The organism is Desulfogranum marinum (genome assembly GCF_016918565.1).
Lineage (GTDB): Bacteria > Desulfobacterota > Desulfobulbia > Desulfobulbales > Desulfobulbaceae > Desulfogranum > Desulfogranum marinum.
The window spans coordinates 32,767-51,628 of record NZ_JAFFQD010000023.1 but is presented as its reverse complement, the minus strand read 5'-3'; the positions used below and the strand labels follow the sequence as shown (position 1 = coordinate 51,628).

Sequence of the window (18,862 nt, the reverse complement as noted above, 5' to 3'; positions counted from 1 at the left end):
TACAGCAGATATTTTTTAGATGCGTTGTCTCTGCGCTAGAAATACGAAAAGTCCCGGCAGTGAGGCAGCTAAGGCAAGTATTCCGTACAGGATGGAAAGTGAAAGGATGGAGGCTTTATCAGCACCGATCAATACAAAAAAACCAACCATTGCACCTTCTCGGATTCCCCATCCAGCTAGTGATATCGGCAGGATAGTAAGCAGGATCACCGGGGGAACAAGAGCAAGGTACGTTTGCAAGGGATACATCAACCCGACACCATGTCCGAGAATAAAGAAGGCACTCATCGCAAACAGGTGGGTTAATACACTCAGCGTCACCTGTATCGATATGGCATTTATTGAAGAGTAGATGCTGGCATACCGTTGCGAAAGTCTGTTCAGGTATCTAAGTAACTTAATTCTGCTCAAGAGCTCAATATGGTGCAGGAAAAATAAAGCAACCAGTCCTATTAAAGAAAGGACAATAATCACCAAAAGGGGGTGGTAAACTTGGAGCGGCAAAAGGGTACGATTTTGTAGCAGGGCCGTCATGTTGAGCAGCAAAAGACCTCCAAGGCCAACAATGCGATCTATCAATACTCCGTTAAAAGCGTCCTCTTTATTTTCTGCTATGCGTGCGGTATCTAAAATTCGTAAGCCATCGCCACCGATACTGGTCGGCAATCCCTGATTGAAAAAGGCACCTTTAAAGTAGCTTTGCAGATAAAAGGAGAATGGCTCCTTGAATCCTATTTGTTTCATGATGATGCTCCACCGAAAAGCAGCTGTGCAGCTGCTGCAGATCAGCAGGAATAATGCCATGGCAAGGGCTTTTCCCTTGACCTTGGAAGCGACCTCAAACGTTACCCCAAAGTCAATGTTACGAAAGATGAGTACAAAGAGGAGGGTGGTTATGACAAGTTTGGTTACAAATTTCACGTTTTTTGCTTTTCAACCAGGGATTTGCAGAAGGGGCACGGCTTAAACCCTGATTCTTCGGCAATGGTAGATGTTAGAAATTCAATGGTACACTGGGAGCAATTATATTCTTCACATGCTGAAAAATGGTAAATACGGCTCACTGCATTCGCATGTACAGGGACATTTTTGTCTAGCTTTATAGTGTCCTTTATCGGAGCTTGTTCTGTTCTTCTGGTGATAATTTTCTTCCATCCTGTTGCTACAATGGTTATCAACGGCTGGATGAGCATTTCATACAGCCTGCTGATTGCTGCCTGCAGCCTTTCAGGGAGTATAGGCTTTTCGCGGTCTACTCTATAAAAAACATAGACTGTAAGCAGGAGGAAAAGGAAGTTGGGGAGCCACATGCCTAACACAAGTGGGAGAACCATATCTTCGGTCAATACTCTGCCGGTGGTAAAGGCTATGTAATAAAAAACAAAGAAGCCGAGACCGAGCGGAATACCGGCAGCACGTTTTCCAGGACCGGCCTGGAGGCCGAGAGGAAGACCAAGTAAACTGAGAATAAAACACCCGACAGGGAGCACCAGTCGGTGGTGATATTCCGTAAGGTAAACAATCCCTTTTTTGGTATTGGGCCCAAATTGGGCTGCTGTGTGCAGCAATTGTTTTTGGCTCATTGCCCCTTTCCCAATCTGGGTGACATCATCACCATCTATTCTGGTTGGTGGTCGAAGGGGAATTTGAAGCTGATAGCGCTGAAAACGAACGACCTGGTTATCGGGTCCCTCTGCATTATGCAGCGTACCGTCATTAAGAACAATGGTGACAACCATTTTATTGACATCAGCCTTCATTCTGCCGCTTTTAGAAACTGTGATTATCGGTTGGTCACGGTTCCTCATGTCAGAAACATAGACTCCGTACCAGTTCTCCTGCTCATCAATTTCATCAACGTAGACAACCAGGTCTCCCAATGCTTCAGTGAATTTTTTCTCTTTGAGTCCTTTGTCGATTTTTTCTTTAGCAAGCTGGAACATGAGCAATTTTATACCCTGTTCACCTGCAGGAATTAAGCGAATAGAGAAAAAACCGGTAAGAATGGCAATGGATGCGGCAATCATAACCACTGGAGGCAGCATTGTGCGAAGACTGACTCCACAGGCTTTCAGGGCGAGAATTTCCCGGTCATTGGTCAGGCGGGTAAAACCGATGATCACCCCGGTCATACTGGCCATGGGGATGACATAGAGCAACATATGGGGAAAAATATAACTAAAGAGACGGATGAAATCCGCAAACCCGATACGTAGTTCAAGGACGACTTCAAGCAAGGGAATCAGTCTTACCAGGAAAAAAACCGAGTAAAGAATGATAAAACTTGCAAAAAAAGGCGCAAGAAGTTCAGCAGCTATATAGCTGTACAATATAAATGGCAGGCGCAATTGTTTCACTTTTGAAACAGCAAGTCAGTTTTGTGAGGTAAGTGCTAAAAAAATTAAGACGGGTCAGGACCGACAAATGCATCAATAGTCACATCTATCCAGTGTTGGTCCCACCATTCTACAGGGGTGACGAAAATACCATGCACAAGAATAGAGAAATGGAGGTGGTCACCTCCAGCCATACCTGTCGTTCCTGTATTGCCGATATGCTCATCAATATCAACGATGGTGCCTTTTTCAGTGTCGATACGGCTTAAATGTGAGTAAAGACTGTAAAGACCCTGTCCATGGTCAATGATGACCATGTTGCCGTATATACCCATGTAATCAGCAAAAACAACTGTACCTCTGTTAGCTGCGCGTACATCTGCCCGTGCAGTAGAGGCAAGATCGATGCCGAGGTGCGTTTGGTAATCTACTGGTTTGCCTTTGTAATAATAGGTTCTTTGATCTGCGAACCCTGCTTTTTTGGCTCCCGGCATTCGCAAAAAACGACCCGTCCAGAGTCGGCCGCTGTTGGGATTAGTGCAAATGTTTTTAATGCGTTCTGCGTTCTGTTTACGGATTTCATTGTTAACATACAGATACTTTTCAATCATTTGCCCTTCAATAGCAGGATACTGTTGTTCGAATTCCGGGGTCTTGTTTTTTAAAAAGCCATCACTCACCGTAAGTTTATCCGTTTTTTCCTTGGCGGGTTTAAAGGTAAAGGAAAAAAGAGATTTTCCCTCATTGCCTGCCTCATCAACTGCTATCACTTTTGTGAGAACCGGTTCCTCGCTGTTCCAGGGCAGGGCAATATAAGCTACAAATTGGTTCTCGCTTTTACCCGTAGGAAATCCTTGGAAAAAGAGATCGTCGATTTGAACTCCATGGCGATGGGAGGATTCCGAAAGCTGGTATGTAACTATACCGCTGCCGCCTGGTGTAATATATTTTTGAGAATGGGTGATGGAAACCTTAGGTGGTTTCGTGTCAATCATTACCGGTATGGTCTGCACGGTCTCGTTACCTCGCATCATCGAGTTAAGCGAAAAGTCTCGGACCCTGATAATCAGTGATGCCTGACCGTCAGCCAATTGCGCTTTTTGGGCATCGATTACGAGTGTTTCCTCCACCTTTTGGGGACCTGCATCCTTAAACCAGGCCTTGCGGTCAAAAGAACGGTTAAAAAGCCGGCTGGTTTTGCCATCTTGTTCCAGTGCAACTTCAACCGACCGAATACCACTTTTTTTATCTTCGGCCTTGAGTGGAAAATCCACATTGGTGCCGAGAGAATGTACTTGTTTTTCGAGGAGAAGAGTGGGTTTTTCCGTTTCAAATAAAATAAACCCTGAGACGGCAACCGCAATTACTACTCCGACGAAAAGAGTAATGAAAAATTTACGAAAGAAACTGCCTTTACTGGGGCGTGAAGTGTTACGCCTTCTATTTTTTCTTGCCATTGTATATATTCTTTTAAATTGTGGTTAAGTACCAATGGGAAGCATTCTAAGTAGGTTGACTGCTAGCAAGACGTTGGGTGTAGGGTTACTAACTATTATATAGTAGTTCACGAATATGCGTATCTTGCGCATACCTTTTTGTTTCGTTGCCTTGATCTGTTTGATTCCAGCTCTTTCAACATGACAAGATAACAGCAACCATGCCGAACTTACTTCCAAATAATTTCATATCTCTTTATATGCATATCAGGAACGGAAGTAATGGTAAACCGTTTTCCTGTGGCCTGCTCCAATTGGTCAACATGGACGGCCTCTTCGTTTCGCAGTAAATCAGCCACATTGGGATGCACTTTCAGAGCTGCTGTAGCACACTCGATTTTACGAGCATCTTTTGTTAATTTCCTGAATATCTCGTAACATATGGTACGGCTTGATTTTATAAATCCATCACCACCGCAATAAAAGCAGGGCTCGCACATGGTTTGAATCAGGTTCTCTGAAAGTCGTTTCCTTGTCATTTGGACCAGGCCGAATTCAGAGAGTTTCAGGATATTAACTTTACTTTTATCATCCTGCATTGCTTTTTTGAAGGCGTTATACAGGTCTTCTCTGTCCTGTTCATCGTCCATGTCAATAAAGTCTATGATTATAATCCCACCGATATTTCGAAGGCGTAACTGGTAGGCAATCTCTTTGACAGCCTCCATGTTTGTTTTAAATATGGTTTCAGCAAGATCATTTTTACCTACATATCGACCAGTATTGACATCAATAACCGTCAGTGCTTCAGTCGGTTCTATGATGATATAGCCTCCTGATCTCAGCCACACCTTTTTATCCAGTGCTGAATTGATGTCCACCTCGATTCCATATGACTCAAACAGGGGGGCGTCTCCATCATAGTAAATAATTTTTCGTTGCAGGTGTGGGGCAAAGGTTTTGGCATAGGTTAGCAATTGATTATATACTTCACGGTTGTCAACCACTAATTCATGGATGTTCTCGGTGAAAAAATCGCGCACCGCACGAAGAATGATATCCAGATCCTTGTAGATCAGACTTGGAACTTTACCCTTCGTTGATTTAGAAAGAATTTCGTCCCAAAGAAGCAGTAAGAATTCCATGTCTGCTTCTAGTTCATCGCTACTGATATTTTCAGCAACCGTTCTGATGATGAAACCCGCTCCCGAGGGACGAAGTTTCTCTATTTTTTCCTTAAGTTGATTGCGAACTCCTTCATTTTCGATTTTTCTCGATATACCGATATGATCGGTGAGGGGCATGTACACCAGATTGCGACAGGGGATGGTGATGTTGCAGGTCAGGCGGGCGCCTTTGGTGCCAATAGGTTCTTTGGCTATTTGAACAAGAATCGGTTGGTTTTCTTTGAGGAGTTCGTTTATTGGACGATTGGTATGCTTTTTCCCGTTTTCAACGCCATCTACCGGTTGAAAAGATTGTTGATTGAGTCCGCTTTGAGCTGGAACGATGATGTCATCAACATATAAAAAGCCGGTCCTCGCAAGGCCGATATCAACAAAGGCTGCATCAATGCCGGGCAAAACCCGAACAACTCGGCCAAGATAGATGTTGCCGATAAGGCCTTCTTCAGAAAAACGCTCAGTGTGAAATTCCAGGAGAGTGCCGTTTTCAACTAAAGCTATACGGTTTTCATACGTTGTTGCATTGATGAGTATGTCTGTGTACATATATGTGCGGTCGACGCCGGAGCAGATGAATACCATGAAGGCAGATATCACTTTTCAATTAACTTCGCAGTATACTACACACCTGATAAAACTGCCAAAAATAAATATTAAATCGAAAACTTCTCCCTGTGATTTCCGTTATTATTCCAACATTTAATCGAGCTGATTTCCTCTCTCGCTCAATCCTGTCGGTGGTTTGTCAAACATTTTCTCCTGCAGAATTGATTATAATCGATGACGGTTCTACGGATAATACGGCGCAAATTGTGCAGAATATAGCTGGTGACAGCCCTGTTCCAATACAATACCGGTATCAGAAAAACAGTGGTGCTGCCGCTGCCAGGAATGCAGGCATCAGGGCAAGCATGTATGAATATGTGGCTTTCCTCGATTCCGATGACTGGTGGCTTCCTGGAAAATTGAAAGAGCAGTATCAGTCCATGCTTAGTCAGCCACACTACCAGATATCCCATACACGCGAAATGTGGTACAGGAACGACAAGAGGGTAAATCAGAAAAAGAAACATGATCCTCCGCATGGCGATATTTTTGAGGCAAGTTTACGTATGTGCATGGTGGGTATGTCGACAGTGATGGCCAAAAAGGCGTGCTTTGAAACATTTGGTTTTTTTGATGAACAGCTCCCATGTTGCGAAGATTATGATCTTTGGCTCAGAATGAGTTGTCAGCTTCCTTTTTTGCGAATTGATACACCACTAATCTGTAAAGATGGAGGGCGTGCTGACCAGCTGTCGTTTATTCACAGAATGGGGATGGATACTTTTCGAATACAGGCTTTGTGTAATCTGTTAGAAGGTGGCCGTCTTAGTGAAAAACAGCGAGCCCTTACCCTCATTGAATTGCAGCGAAAATGTACTATTTATGGGAATGGCTGTATAAAACATGGTCGCCTGCAGGAGGGCCGGCGATATCTGGAACTGCCAAATAAATATTTGTCAAATGGAGAGCAGTAAGCGTGAAAAAAGTTATTTCCTATGGTGATCCGGCACATTATGTGACTCATCTTCATGTTACCAGAGAGTGTGTGGACAACCCATATGCTCAAGAGATTATAGAAAGGGCAAATCTTCCGGTTACGATTCTTGAAGACGGCACCCTGCCTGATATTCCAGGAACCTATCCTGAAAACCTCACCCAGGGGAAACACCACCTGCTGCTATGCAAACATCGGGGTGTGTTTTTTAAACCTTGTCCAGGTACAAGGGAGTATACTTGTTGTGGGTATCAGGTGCTCAATATAGGTATGAATTGTCCCATGGATTGCGTGTACTGTATTTTGCAGGCCTACCTCAACAATCCGTGGCTGAGTTTTTGTGTTAACGTTGAAGATATGTTGGCCGAATTGGACAACGTGCTGCTGAACCAACCCGAACAATTCTACCGGATTGGCACCGGTGAGTTTACGGACAGCCTTGCCATTGATTCGTTGACAGGTTTAAGCTCACGATTAATCAGGTACATGAACGACAAAAGTAATGCTGTGCTTGAATTAAAAACCAAGTGCAACATTATAAAGCAACTGAAAGATGTTCCACACAATGGGCGCACAGTAGTTGCCTGGTCACTCAACAGCCCCATCATAATGGCCAAAGAGGAGTTGCGAACCGCCACGCTGGATGAACGACTCGAAGCTGCATCCCAAGTAGCTGAGTGGGGATATCACCTTGCTTTTCATTTTGATCCTATCATTAAACATGATAACTGGCAGCAAGGCTACCGGGAGACTATTAGGCGATTATTCGAGGCCGTCCCTGCAGACAAAATTGCTTGGATAAGCATGGGGGCTTTACGTTACCTGCCGTCCCTTAAAAATATAGCCACAGAACGGTTTCCGACTTCGACTTTTTTTTACGAAGAATTTATCAATGGCCTTGATAATAAATACCGCTATTTCCGACCAGAACGTGTCTCCATGTACCAATTCATTCTTGGTGAATTAAGAAAATATGCTGCAGACCGAACTTGTATTTACTTTTGTATGGAAAGCCGCGAGATATGGCAGGAGGTATTTGGTTATACCCCGGAAGAACATGGAGGGTTACCCAAGATGCTGGATCGGTCGGTTAGTTAGTATCTTCGGCCAATGATTATTTTGTAATTTTTCAAAATCAAAAGTATAAGGGAAACCGTAAACTGAATTTTAAACAACAGGTGAATAATGATTAATAAAGCGATTCTTATCGGTAATCTTGGTGCTGACCCAGAAATACGGTATACCCAGAGTGGCGACGCAGTGGCGTCGTTCACTGTAGCAACAAGCGAGAGATGGAAAGGCAAAGATGGGCAAATGCAGGAACAGACAGAATGGCACCGCATAGTTGCCTGGCGACGTCTTGCAGAAATTTGTGGTGAATATTTGTCAAAAGGTTCCAGGGTCTATATTGAAGGAAAGATACAGACTCGGAAATGGCAGGATCAGAATGGGAATGATAAATACACCACTGAAATTGTGGCACGGGAAATGAAGATGCTGTCCCCACGAGGTGCTGGTGCTGCCGGAACAGGCGGTGGAGGTGGTGGCGGCAGTTTTGGCGATTATCCACAGGAACCGCCTCCAATGGCCGATGATGTACCGTTTTAGATAATTCCTGTCTACACAGAGTGTTTTTTTCAAAAAGCCTGCTTGTATAAGCAGGCTTTTTGGTTTGAAAGCTAACCTAAATCCGGCAAGTCTTACAAGGTTCACGATTTAAAATTTTCTCATCAAGAAGACATTCCTCTACGATATCATGATCGATTAATTGAGTCAGGATATCGGCAAAAATATAGAGCAATCTTAAAAGCAGGGGACCTGGAAAGCCTGCCACCAGATAAGACAAAAAGAAAAGGAAAAAGAGGGCGGATAAAGAAAACAAAAGCCCGAAACCTATTAGAAAGATTGCGTGACTACGAAGATGATACCCTTTTGTTCATGGAAAAAGTGATCGTTTTTTTCACGAACAACCTTGGAGAAAACGATCTCAGGATGACAAAAGTTCAACAAAAAATATCGGGATGCTTTCGTTCAATTGACGGCGCTCATATTTTCTGTCGTGTTCGAAGTTACCTGTCTACTTTTAGAAAACAAGGCTTTAGTTCAAGCCATGCTTTGTCCGTTTTTTTTGAAGGAAATTATCCTGCATTGAAACTATAAGCTTTTGCAAGTAAAAATAGGCTGAACAGTTACAAAGAAATTAACAAAATGTTTACCAAAGGTCAGTCCATTCGGAACCATCATAACCAGTATTTTGGCAGTAAAAGGTAAGCGCTACCTTTTTACTCCCAAAAACTCTGAACCCGGCACCGTCTGAATTGATGAGAAATCCCGACTACCCCATGAGAAAAATTCTTATTCAATTTGTACACCCGGCGAGATCACGCTCAAAAATCAACAATACCCTCCGTGCTGCCGTAGAGGGACTTGATGGGGTCACCATTAATGACCTTTATGCCACCTATCCCGATTTTCTGATCGATGTCCAAAGGGAACAGCAGCTCTGTGAAGAACACGACGCCATTATTTTTCAGCATCCGTTGTACTGGTACTCAACACCCTCCATAATGAAAGAGTGGCTTGATCTGGTGCTTGAACATGGCTGGGCATACGGTTCGCAAGCTTCCCTACTCAAGGGAAAACTCTTTTTGCAGGCTATAACTGCCGGCGGCGACGACTCCACCTACCGTAAAGACGGGTATAATGAGTTCTCCCTCAGGGAACTTATCTCGCCTTATCGAGCCACAGCCAAATTGTGCAATATGGTATGGCTTCCTCCGTTTGCGGTCCTCGGTATCCACAGGGGACTACCCGAAGAAGAAATTAAGATGCACGGAGAGGATTATCGTCGAATGGTCATCGGATTACGCGACGGTACGCTGGATATTGAGCAGGGCAGGAAGGAAGACTATCTCAACAACGATTTACATGCAATAATCAGGAGACCCTAGCATGGAGCATTTTCTCCTTCAGCTGTTTATTTTCCTCGCTGCCGCAGCCATTGCAGTACCCATTGCCAAAAAACTGGGGCTCGGCTCGGTTCTCGGATACCTGATAGCAGGAATAATCATAGGACCGTTTGGTCTTTCGCTCATTGCCGATATTGAAGAAGTTATGCACTTTACTGAATTCGGTGTGGTTATGATGCTTTTCCTGGTCGGACTTGAGCTCAAGCCTTCTCTTCTCTGGCAGATGCGTACCCCCATCGTGGGGATGGGAGGATTACAGGTTGCGTTATCGAGTGTTCTTATCAGTGGTTTTTCTCTGCTCTACTTACCCTGGCAGCAGGCAGTAGCCGTCGGCATTATTCTCTCCCTTTCCTCGACAGCGATCGTTCTGCAAACATTGCGCGAGAAAGGGTTGATGAACACCTCTCCAGGACGCTCTATCTTTTCGGTGCTGCTTTTCCAGGATCTCGCGGTCATTCCGATGCTTGCTGTTTTGCCTTTGCTGGCAACCATCGCCATGCTCGACGACGGCCATCACGGTTCAATATTTTTTGACATAAGCTCACTGCCTGGATACTTGCGAATCCTTGTTACTCTGCTTGCCATCAGTTCTATCTTTCTCCTCGGTAAATTTGCCGGTAGGCCGATGTTCAGAACCATTGCGGCAACGAGGGTAAGGGAAATCTTTGTTGCAGCGGCTCTGGCACTGGTGGTTGGTATTTCCCTATTGATGACCGCTGTAGGGCTCTCACCGGCACTGGGTACCTTTCTTGCCGGGGTTGTCTTGGCCGACAGTGAATACCGCCATGAGCTCGAGAGCGATATAGAGCCTTTCAAGGGATTATTACTTGGCATTTTTTTTATCTCCATAGGAGCCAGTCTTAATTTCACACTGATCGGTGAAGAGATTCTGCTGATCGCGGGCCTGTCAATAGCGTTGATCGGCTTGAAATGGCTGGTACTCGTCGTAACCGGTTTCCTTTTCAAGATGGCTAAAAAGGAGCGCTCCCTTTTTGCGATAGCCCTTGCCCAGGGAGGAGAATTCGCCTTTGTTCTCTTTCAGTTTTCCAGGACCAATGGCGTACTGCCGGCGCAGACCATAGAGCCGCTGATCAGCGCCGTTGCCATCTCCATGTTTCTCGCTCCCTTGCTTTTTCTCGCTCATGACAAATTTATTGCAGGCCCCCATGGTGCAGAGGACGTGCAGCGGGAAGCCGACACGATCGACCATGGAGAGCATAGGGTTATTCTTGCCGGGTTCGGTCGTCTTGGCACCGACCTGGGCCGTTTCCTGATATCGGCAGGCATAAAACCGGTCATTCTCGATCATGATGCAGCCAATGTAGATATACTCAGAAAATTCGGCTTTGAGGTATATTACGGGGATATTACACGCCTGGATCTACTGGAAGCTGCCGGCGCCGATGAAGCGGAACTCCTCATCGTTACCATAGGGGATAAAGATAAAGCATCCGAGCTGGTTGAGTTGGTGCAGAAACACTATCCGCATCTCAAAATAGCCGCCAACGCGGCAGACCGTTCAGCAGCCTACCAACTCATGGATCTTGGCATTACTGTTATTCGGCGGGAGACCTTTGGCAGTGCATTGTCCCTGGGCCAGGAATCCTTGAAATTATTGGGTGTTGACCCCTATGAGGCGTATAGGCTCAAACGTATTTTCAGGAAAAAAGATGAAGAAATGATGCCTGAGTTATACCGAATGCATCGAGAAGATGAAGATCAGTATATATCTATGTACCAGAAGCATAACATCGATCTTGAGGAGTTGATGAGACTGGATCAGAATGCAGACACCGAAGAATTGGACAAGGCCTGGACTGCAAAAAATCCGGAAATGTAAAGATGCTGAGTAAATTCTCATTGTGCAAAATTTCCTTAACAGCATCGAGTAAGAATATTCTCCAGCAATGGCTGCGAGTATTCACGTAGGCGCCAGATTTTAGCAAGGCCGCTGGAATGTTCGGCGATGGTAGGTATGTCTGCAGCTGTAACCCCCATCTCGGCAAGTGATGTGGGAACATTTATTTCCCTAAGCCATTGCAGCAATTGAGTAATACATTGTTCGGCCCTTTCTGCAGGAGGAGCGTTTGCCGAAATTGTTTCCGGAAAAATTCCTTTACCAAGCATTGCCAGGCGTTCTGGAGCGGTTTCTTTATAGTAGTGCAACCATCCGGGCAGGAGAGCTGCAAGTCCTGCCCCATGCGCAGAATTATAAAGACCGCTTAGGGAATGTTCCAGCAGGTGCATGGGAAAGCCAACCCGTCCGAGTCCGGCTGCTGTTAATCCGTTAAGGGCAAGAGTGGCAGACCACATCAGGCTTGCTCTGCCACCATAATCCCTTGGATGTGTCAAACAACGATTGCATGCATTCATAATGCTTGCAATCAGGCCTTCCATAAATCTATCTTGGACAGGTGTATCAGGGTCTGCGGTGGTGAGATAGAATTCGAGGATGTGGGAGATAGCATCAACAGCCCCATAGGCAGTGTAATCAGGCGGCACTGTATAGCTGAGTTCAGGGTCTAGGATAGATGTTTTAGGAAACAGGAACCGATGACCAAAACCGAATTTTTGTTTTTTTTCGTCATGGGTCAAGACCATTCCGGAATTCATTTCTGAGCCGGAGGCTGGTAGCGTAAGGACCGTATTGACAGGAAGGGTACCTTTTACGCCTTTTTTACCGGTGAAAAATTTCCAGACATCATGTTCCACAACCGCTCCAGCTGCAATGGCTTTGGCGGTGTCTATTACAGAGCCGCCGCCTGCACCGATCACGACCTCTACTTTTTCCTTTTTGGCCACCTGTATTCCTTCCCTGACTCGGGAAAGTAAAGGGTTTGCCTGGATGTTGCCAAACTCGGTCACCTCAACACCTGCAGCGGCAAGGGATTGGACTATTTGCTGGTAGGTGCCATTTTGTTTTAAACTCTGTCGGCCATAAATAAGCATGGCTCTTGAACCAAATGCTTTTGTTTCCGGCCCAATGGATGGCAGGGTCTGTTTGCCAAACAGGATTTTGGTAGGATTATGGAATACAAAGTTATGCATACGGGTTAGCCCTGCTTCCGCCGGTGATTAAGTAAATGTTTTTCGTGACGTTTACGTTGCATGATAACAAAAAATTTTAAGGCAAGTATATAGCTGATTATTCCAGTTGGAATGGCAAGTAAAAGACCACCTGTCATCATGACCATGCTTGTATTTAAGCCTACTTCCAAAATAGTTTGCAAACTTTCCAATATACCGACACTCTTGAGTTGGTGAAGCAGTGTTTTGATTTGCAGCCATGTGAGCCGGTCAGGCAAAAAAAAGTCACCCAGCCACCATGCAGCATAGTAATGCGGAATAAAGGTCAATGGGTTGCTGACTATGGTACCGGCAATGATGGCGGCAATGGGATTGACTCGCATGATCAGGCATGCAGTCAGGATCATCACCGTATGAAAGGGAAGGGTGGGAGTAATGCCTATGGCAGCGCCGACAGCAGCACCCATGGCAAGGGCCCTCGGAGTCCCCTGCAGCCTTCGCAGGCGCAGGTAATAATAGACTGTGATTCGTTTAAGGTTCACAAGTATAAAAAAGAGAGCAAAGGGGAACGATGTATCAACTGTATACGAAGCAGATAACTAAACAAAGCCTTTTTCTATATACCTTTACTCTCTATTTTTGAGAAAAGAGCTGAGCCGTATGAAATCTTCAAGTTCCAGTTTTTCCGCCCGGATTCCGGGATCAATATCAGCATCCTGTATACATTGGGCTATTTCCTGTTTGTCGGTGGCCTTAAAGCTAGCTGACAATGCATTGACAAGCGTTTTTCGCCGTTGACCAAAGGCTGCGTTAACAACCCGTTTAAACAACCTTTTGTCATAGGCTTCAATCGATTGTAATCTCTCCGGGCTCGGAAAAAACGTAATTTTAATGACCAGGGAATCCACTTTGGGCCTGGGGTGGAATTCTGCAGGTTTAACCAGCAGCAAGGGCTCCACGGTGGCACAGCTTGCAAGGAGAATTGTGGGCGCTCCATAGGCCTTTGTTCCAGGTCTTGCCATGAGCCGTTCGGCCACTTCCTTCTGGACCATAACCACTGCAAAGTGGATGCAGTCGCTGAACTCTATCAAGCGAAAGAGAAAAGGAGTAGAAATCGAGTAGGGAAGATTAGCAACGATTTTTAGTCTTGCCTGGGTCTCATCTCTCAGCGCGGGTAAATTGGTTTTGAGAATATCTTCATGGCGAAGCACAACATTGGCCGGCAGGTCCTCCTGCTCCTGATGCATCCTCACAATTCCTGAATCAGCTTCAATGCCGATAACTTTTGCTGCCATGCTCGCAAGAGGCATTGTCAGGGCACCGAGACCGACTCCAACCTCGATGACAGTGTCGGTTTTGTCCAAATCGGCAGCGCCGGCAATACGATCTGCAGTATGCTGGTGAACAAGGAAATTTTGACCAAGTTTCTTTTTGGGGGCAAGGCCTTCTTTTTTAAGGACTTTTCTGGTCTGCTGGTAAGCCATAAGCTATAGAGAAAATGATGGGTTATGGGGAGTTTCAGGATGATGCTGCGACAACCTGTTGCTGTCAGCCTAGTTTAGGGGAGAGCGGGAGTAGGCATCATCGTCCGGATTGACCATGCTGCCATTTTGAAAATGGTGATAGCCGGCTAGCCCTATCATGGCTGCATTATCAGTACAGTAAACAGGACGGGGTACAAAAAAATCCATTCCTGCATGCCGACACGCTTGTTGCATGTCGGTTCGCAGCTGTTTGTTTGAAGCAACACCTCCACCCATGACAATTCTATGATGATGGTTAGATTTAGCAGCAATGATGGTTTTTTTTACCAGTACATCTACCACCGCCGCTTGAAAGGAAGCACAGATATCGTTTATGCCAAGTTCGATCCCTTTTTGACGGCGTTGATGAACGTAATTCATCACCGATGTTTTCAGGCCGCTGAAACTAAAATCAAGACTGTGTTTGCTCAGCCATGCCCGCGGAAAAGCAATGGCGGTGGCATCGCCCTTTTGGCCATATTGACTAACAACCGGCCCTCCTGGATAGCCGAGGTCGAGCAGTTTGGCGACCTTGTCAAATGCTTCTCCTGCAGCATCATCTCGTGTCCGTCCGAGACGGGTGTAGTTGACAGGGCTGTCAACGGAAAAAAGGGAGGTGTTACCGCCGGAGACTATCAGCGCTGTGTACGGAAACTCGGGCTTTTCCTCTTCCAGCATGCAGGATAAAAGGTGGCCTGCCATATGATCGACTCCCACACAGGGTATACCGCGAACAAGGGCAAGGGATTTGGCAAAGGTAAAACCAACCAGCAGGGAGCCGACAAGGCCGGGGCCTTGGGTGGCACTAATCAGCTGGATATCATCGAGTTGTACCCCGGCGTCAGCCAGGGCCTGATTGACAACGGCCCAGATCATTTCGATGTGGCAACGGGAGGCAAGCTCAGGGACAATGCCGCCAAAACGTGCGTGGACATCGTTTTGAGAACTGACAACCGAAGATAAAACAGTATTTGTCTTTGCTTCGAGTACAGCGGCAGCTGTATCGTCGCATGAGCTTTCAATGGCAAGAATGAGCATAGATGGCTTGGGAGCTATTGCAATCAGAACAATTCAGTGGTATCTGTTGACAAAATTGAAGGATAAATTTTTTTTGGACATACTACTCGATGAATAAAGAAATAGCCAGTTCCCTTCCCAGTGAAAACAAACTCATTGATATGTTTTCACGTTCCATTTCCTATCTGCGGCTCAGTCTTACTGATCGCTGCAACCTGCGATGCATGTACTGTGTCACTGAAGAAGAAGGGAAAGGCGGACCTGTTAAGTTGCGTCATGATGATCTCCTCACTTATGAAGAGCTGCTCCGAGTTGTGCGGGTTGCTGTTCGGATGGGAATTACAAAAGTTCGGCTTACCGGCGGTGAACCGCTGGTACGCAGAAATGTTCTCGGTTTTATTCGCGACCTTAACGCGATAGAACAGCTAACCGATGTCCGCTTGACCACCAATGGGGTACTGCTCAACAAATATGCCCAAGAGCTTTTTTCCGCAGGGGTATCAAAGATAAATGTCAGCCTGGATACCCTCCGCCCGGAGAGATTTGCTTCCATCACCGGTGTCGATTGTTTTAACGATGTCTGGCAGGGGCTGCATAAAGCTCTGGAAGTCGGTTTTAACCCAGTAAAGGTTAATGTAGTGGCTATGCGCCATATCAATGACGATGAGATTAGTGATTTTGTTCACCTCTCAAAGACAATGCCGCTGCAGATTCGGTTTATCGAATTTATGCCCATCGGCGATTCCAGCCGTTGGAATGATGAAACCTTTATTTCATCCGATGAAATAAAACAGCGTCTGGAAGCACATGGTGAATTGATCCCCATGGAGCGTCTTCAGGCGGATGGACCTGCCCAGGTGTACCGACTTGGAGAAGATTCAGTGGGCTCCATTGGTTTTATCAGCCCTATGTCACATCACTTTTGTGATCAATGTAACCGATTAAGGCTTACTTCAGCGGGGGGGCTCAGGTCGTGTCTTCTGCATGATGATGAGGTCGATCTTCGTTCGGTGCTCAGGCAGGGCGGCGGTGATGAGGAAATCTGTAAGGCGTTGTTGGATGCTATTCGTAACAAACCCAAGGGACATCAACTGGAAGAGCGTTTAAAAAACTCAGGAAACAATTGCCACGGCCAGATGTCTCGCATAGGCGGCTGAGTCGTTGAACCCGCGTTTTTCATGATGATTGTATAGCTACTCCAACAGATTCATTGGAAATCCTTAAGGGGCGGAGGCTACGCCCCCAACCAACGTTCAATCCTATCAAAAGACTCATTAATCTCTGCAGTTTCGCCTCCAAATGAGAGCCGGAGATGACCTTCACCACCTTGGCCAAAGGAACCTCCAGGTACCGTTATAACGCCGGTTTCATCCAGTAATCGATGTGCTGTCTGTTGCGAGTTATCGGTGGTAAAATGATACTTGCCCATGATGTAAAATGCACCTTTGGGAGCAACGTAACTAAAGTGGGGAGCCAGCCTGTCCAACCGACTGCAACACACTTCTTTTTTCTTTGCTAATTCCCGACAACAGGTAGCTACCCATTGTTGATCACCATTGAGTGCTGCAAGAGCTGCACATTGTGATATGGTTGGTGCACATATCGTTGCCGCGTCGTGTACTTTGGTTATATGTTCCATCCATTGCCTGGCTGCTGCTACCCAGCCCACCCGCCATCCGGTAAGACAATATTTTTTTGATAAAGAGCCGATGGCTATCACGTGATCCCTATACGCATCCACGCTCAGTGGATTAAGGATCGTGGTGTCATCGTAGACAATGTAGTCATATGCTTCGTCGATGATGAGAACAATGTTGTTGGCGACAGCGAGCTCACACAGAGCACGGATTTCGTCTGCGGAATAGACATTTCCCGTTGGGTTGCCGGGGTTGCAGAGCAGAATTGCTTTTGTTTTTTGGGTAACAGCCGCTCTAAGACCGGCCGGATCCAGCCCCCACTGCTTGGTTAAAGGGACAAAAACAGGAACGCCTCCGGCAAGCAGGACTTGCTCCGTGTACGAGGCATAGGTGGGGGAAGGAAGCAACACCTCATCACCAGGGTCAACCACTGCAAGGATCGATGCGAGCAGTGCTTCCATACCGCCGACTGTTACGCATATTTCGTGAACCGGGTCGGCTTTAACTCCCTTTTCAGCCAGCAAGTACTCACTGAGCCGTTCGCGCAGTTGGGGCATACCCGTTTGGAGCGTGTACCTGCTGATGGTGGGATTATCCACAAGCATTTGTTGCACGGCCTCCATAACATGCGGCGGAGGAGCAAAACCGGGGACGCCTTGCCCCAGAGAAACGCAATTGTGTATACCGGCTGCACGATCTGCCATTACTTTGGTGGCTGAAGGGGCAACAGCCTGTATTCTGCTACTTGGTCGACTAAATGGTTTGCGTATCATTGGGGTCATGGGTTTGAGCTTTCAGAAAGGTCGGGGAAAACTTTTCCGGGGTTGAGGATAGCATTGGGATCAAAGAGCTTCTTTATGTTCTGCTGCAAGGCTATGCTCGTTGGCGAAAGTTCCATCGGCAGGTAACTCTTTTTGGCAAGTCCTATTCCATGTTCACCTGAAATGGTTCCTTTGAGTTCAATGCTGTGCGCCAGCAGATCCTTGACAGCGGATTCAGCATTATGTCGGTTGTTACTCTCTTTTGCGGTAACGCTGAGATGTATATTACCGTCCCCTGCATGCCCAAAGGCAAAGATTTCAACGCCATATTTATCCTCATAAAGAGGCAGTGCATCAATGAGTTGGGCTATGGCACTGATCGGAACGGCTACGTCCTCCGGGATGTATACATTGGCGTAATCATGAATGCGTAAACTTACCTGTCGTCGAACGTTCCAAATTTCCTGCCGTTCTTGATTGTTGGTGGCCGGTAGAATGGCAGCAGCACCATGTAAGTGGAGGATCTGCTCGATGGTGCTGAGCTCCTCTTTAATCTGGCTTGCCGGGCCGTCGAGTTCGATGATGAGTATGGAGGGCGTCGCGCCTGGCAGGTCAAAAGGGAGCATTTCTCCAACCAGGGAAATACATTTGTGATCAAGAAATTCAATGGCGCAGGGCAGGTGCCCAGAAGCCATTATGGTAGTGACACTTTGCATGGCCGAGCTCATGTCGCTGAACACACACATTAACCCGATAACAGCGGGAGGTTTGGGTATGAGCCTTAGCCAGAGGCTGGTGATAATTCCAAGAGTTCCTTCACTGCCTACAAGCAGGTTGGTCAAGTCATACCCCACCACGCCTTTTCTGGTTTGGACACCGGTGGCAATATGTTCGCCGTTAGGCAATACCGCTTCCAGGCCAAGAATATAATCTCTGGTAGTCCCGTATTTAACACAGGCAGGTCCGCCGGCGTCTGTAGCGGCATTGCCACCAATGGTACTGAGATCCATGCCAGCCGGATCAGGAGGATAGTAGAGTCCGCCGGCATCTGCTGCACTTTTCACATCTTGGCTGATTACGCCGGCCTGTACTTTGATAATACCATTAACCGGATCCATAACCTGGATGTCGGTAAGCCGTTCGGTTGAGAGGACAACGCCGGCATGATCAGCAAGACACCCTCCGGCAAGACCGGATCCAGCTCCCCGAGGAGTTACCGCGAAATTATATTTATTGGCAAGCTGTATAACATGCTGGACATCGGCAACAGACTGAGGGCAGATGACCATTTCAGGGGTGTAGCGTAACTTGGAGGCATCGCCGGAATATTTGTGTAAAGCTTGGTCGTCGGTAATCACTGAACCTGGTGCAACGGCAGCAGTGATTATTTCCTTAATTGCGGAGGTAAGGGGAGAAAAGGGATATGGCATGG

16 protein-coding genes and 1 pseudogene are annotated in these 18,862 nt (G+C 46.4%); 7 read left to right on the top strand and 10 right to left on the bottom strand.

Translation table 11 applies throughout. The features are described from left to right. Positions 1-15: 15 nt before the first annotated feature. The 4 genes from JWH17_RS13460 to JWH17_RS13445 all read right to left on the bottom strand — a co-directional run bounded on the left by JWH17_RS13460 (position 16) and on the right by JWH17_RS13445 (position 5,502). Complete coding sequence (locus JWH17_RS13460) at positions 16-921, bottom strand: lysylphosphatidylglycerol synthase transmembrane domain-containing protein (protein WP_205223144.1); 906 nt, start codon at positions 919-921, stop codon at positions 16-18. Beyond that, the gene (locus JWH17_RS13455) at positions 918-2,348 is read right to left on the bottom strand and encodes an LptF/LptG family permease (protein WP_232371084.1); all 1,431 of its coding nucleotides are present in this window, start codon (positions 2,346-2,348) and stop codon (positions 918-920) included. The genes JWH17_RS13460 and JWH17_RS13455 overlap by 4 nt, the downstream gene beginning before the upstream one ends. A 53-nt stretch (positions 2,349-2,401) precedes the next feature. Further along, entirely contained in the window at positions 2,402-3,793 is a 1,392-nt protein-coding gene (locus JWH17_RS13450; RefSeq protein ID WP_205223142.1) for a M23 family metallopeptidase, read from the bottom strand. A 209-nt stretch (positions 3,794-4,002) separates the two neighbouring features. Further along, entirely contained in the window at positions 4,003-5,502 is a 1,500-nt protein-coding gene (locus JWH17_RS13445; RefSeq protein WP_205223141.1) for an Rne/Rng family ribonuclease, read from the bottom strand. A gap of 128 nt (positions 5,503-5,630) precedes the next feature. On the opposite strand from JWH17_RS13445, the gene JWH17_RS13440 reads away from it, so the two are divergent. The 6 genes and pseudogenes from JWH17_RS13440 to JWH17_RS13415 all read left to right on the top strand — a co-directional run bounded on the left by JWH17_RS13440 (position 5,631) and on the right by JWH17_RS13415 (position 11,305). Beyond that, positions 5,631-6,476, top strand: a complete 846-nt coding sequence (locus JWH17_RS13440) for a glycosyltransferase family 2 protein (protein ID WP_319547627.1) — start codon at positions 5,631-5,633, stop codon at positions 6,474-6,476. 2 nt (positions 6,477-6,478) lie between these two features. Then, positions 6,479-7,594: an SPL family radical SAM protein gene (locus tag JWH17_RS13435; protein WP_205223140.1), complete on the top strand. Its 1,116-nt coding sequence runs from the start codon at positions 6,479-6,481 to the stop codon at positions 7,592-7,594. An 87-nt stretch (positions 7,595-7,681) separates the two neighbouring features. Further along, positions 7,682-8,104 carry a single-stranded DNA-binding protein gene (locus JWH17_RS13430; protein WP_205223139.1) on the top strand — a complete coding sequence of 141 codons (423 nt, stop codon included), beginning with the start codon at positions 7,682-7,684 and terminating at the stop codon, positions 8,102-8,104. A gap of 171 nt (positions 8,105-8,275) precedes the next feature. Next, a pseudogene (locus JWH17_RS13425) lies at positions 8,276-8,656 on the top strand (IS66 family transposase); the annotation flags it as partial. Positions 8,657-8,838: 182 nt separating this feature from the next. Further along, the gene (locus JWH17_RS13420; RefSeq protein ID WP_205223138.1) at positions 8,839-9,447 is read left to right on the top strand and encodes an NAD(P)H-dependent oxidoreductase; all 609 of its coding nucleotides are present in this window, start codon (positions 8,839-8,841) and stop codon (positions 9,445-9,447) included. A gap of 1 nt (position 9,448) precedes the next feature. Beyond that, positions 9,449-11,305: a monovalent cation:proton antiporter-2 (CPA2) family protein gene (locus JWH17_RS13415; RefSeq protein WP_205223137.1), complete on the top strand. Its 1,857-nt coding sequence runs from the start codon at positions 9,449-9,451 to the stop codon at positions 11,303-11,305. Positions 11,306-11,340: 35 nt separating this feature from the next. Here JWH17_RS13415 and JWH17_RS13410 read toward each other — a convergent pair whose 3' ends face one another. The 4 genes from JWH17_RS13410 to tsaD form a co-directional block, all read right to left on the bottom strand. Beyond that, on the bottom strand, positions 11,341-12,513 hold the full coding sequence (locus JWH17_RS13410) for an iron-containing alcohol dehydrogenase (protein ID WP_205223136.1): 1,173 nt from the start codon (positions 12,511-12,513) through the stop codon (positions 11,341-11,343). 5 nt (positions 12,514-12,518) lie between these two features. Next, positions 12,519-13,034, bottom strand: a complete 516-nt coding sequence (locus JWH17_RS13405) for a DUF2062 domain-containing protein (protein WP_205223135.1) — start codon at positions 13,032-13,034, stop codon at positions 12,519-12,521. 84 nt (positions 13,035-13,118) lie between these two features. After that, positions 13,119-13,976, bottom strand: a complete 858-nt coding sequence (gene rsmA / locus JWH17_RS13400; RefSeq protein ID WP_205223134.1) for a 16S rRNA (adenine(1518)-N(6)/adenine(1519)-N(6))-dimethyltransferase RsmA — start codon at positions 13,974-13,976, stop codon at positions 13,119-13,121. A 69-nt stretch (positions 13,977-14,045) separates the two neighbouring features. After that, positions 14,046-15,053 carry a tRNA (adenosine(37)-N6)-threonylcarbamoyltransferase complex transferase subunit TsaD gene (gene tsaD / locus JWH17_RS13395; RefSeq protein ID WP_205223133.1) on the bottom strand — a complete coding sequence of 336 codons (1,008 nt, stop codon included), beginning with the start codon at positions 15,051-15,053 and terminating at the stop codon, positions 14,046-14,048. Between the two features lie 89 nt (positions 15,054-15,142). Here tsaD and moaA point away from each other — a divergent pair, with 89 nt between their 5' ends. Then, positions 15,143-16,189: a GTP 3',8-cyclase MoaA gene (gene moaA, locus JWH17_RS13390; protein WP_205223132.1), complete on the top strand. Its 1,047-nt coding sequence runs from the start codon at positions 15,143-15,145 to the stop codon at positions 16,187-16,189. 77 nt (positions 16,190-16,266) lie between these two features. On the opposite strand, the gene JWH17_RS13385 is transcribed toward moaA, so the two are convergent. Next, entirely contained in the window at positions 16,267-17,451 is a 1,185-nt protein-coding gene (locus JWH17_RS13385; protein WP_205223131.1) for a pyridoxal phosphate-dependent aminotransferase, read from the bottom strand. Further along, positions 17,448-18,860, bottom strand: coding sequence for an FAD-binding oxidoreductase (locus tag JWH17_RS13380; protein ID WP_205223130.1), 1,413 nt, complete (start codon positions 18,858-18,860; stop codon positions 17,448-17,450). The genes JWH17_RS13385 and JWH17_RS13380 overlap by 4 nt, the downstream gene beginning before the upstream one ends. Between the last annotated feature and the right edge of the window lie 2 nt (positions 18,861-18,862).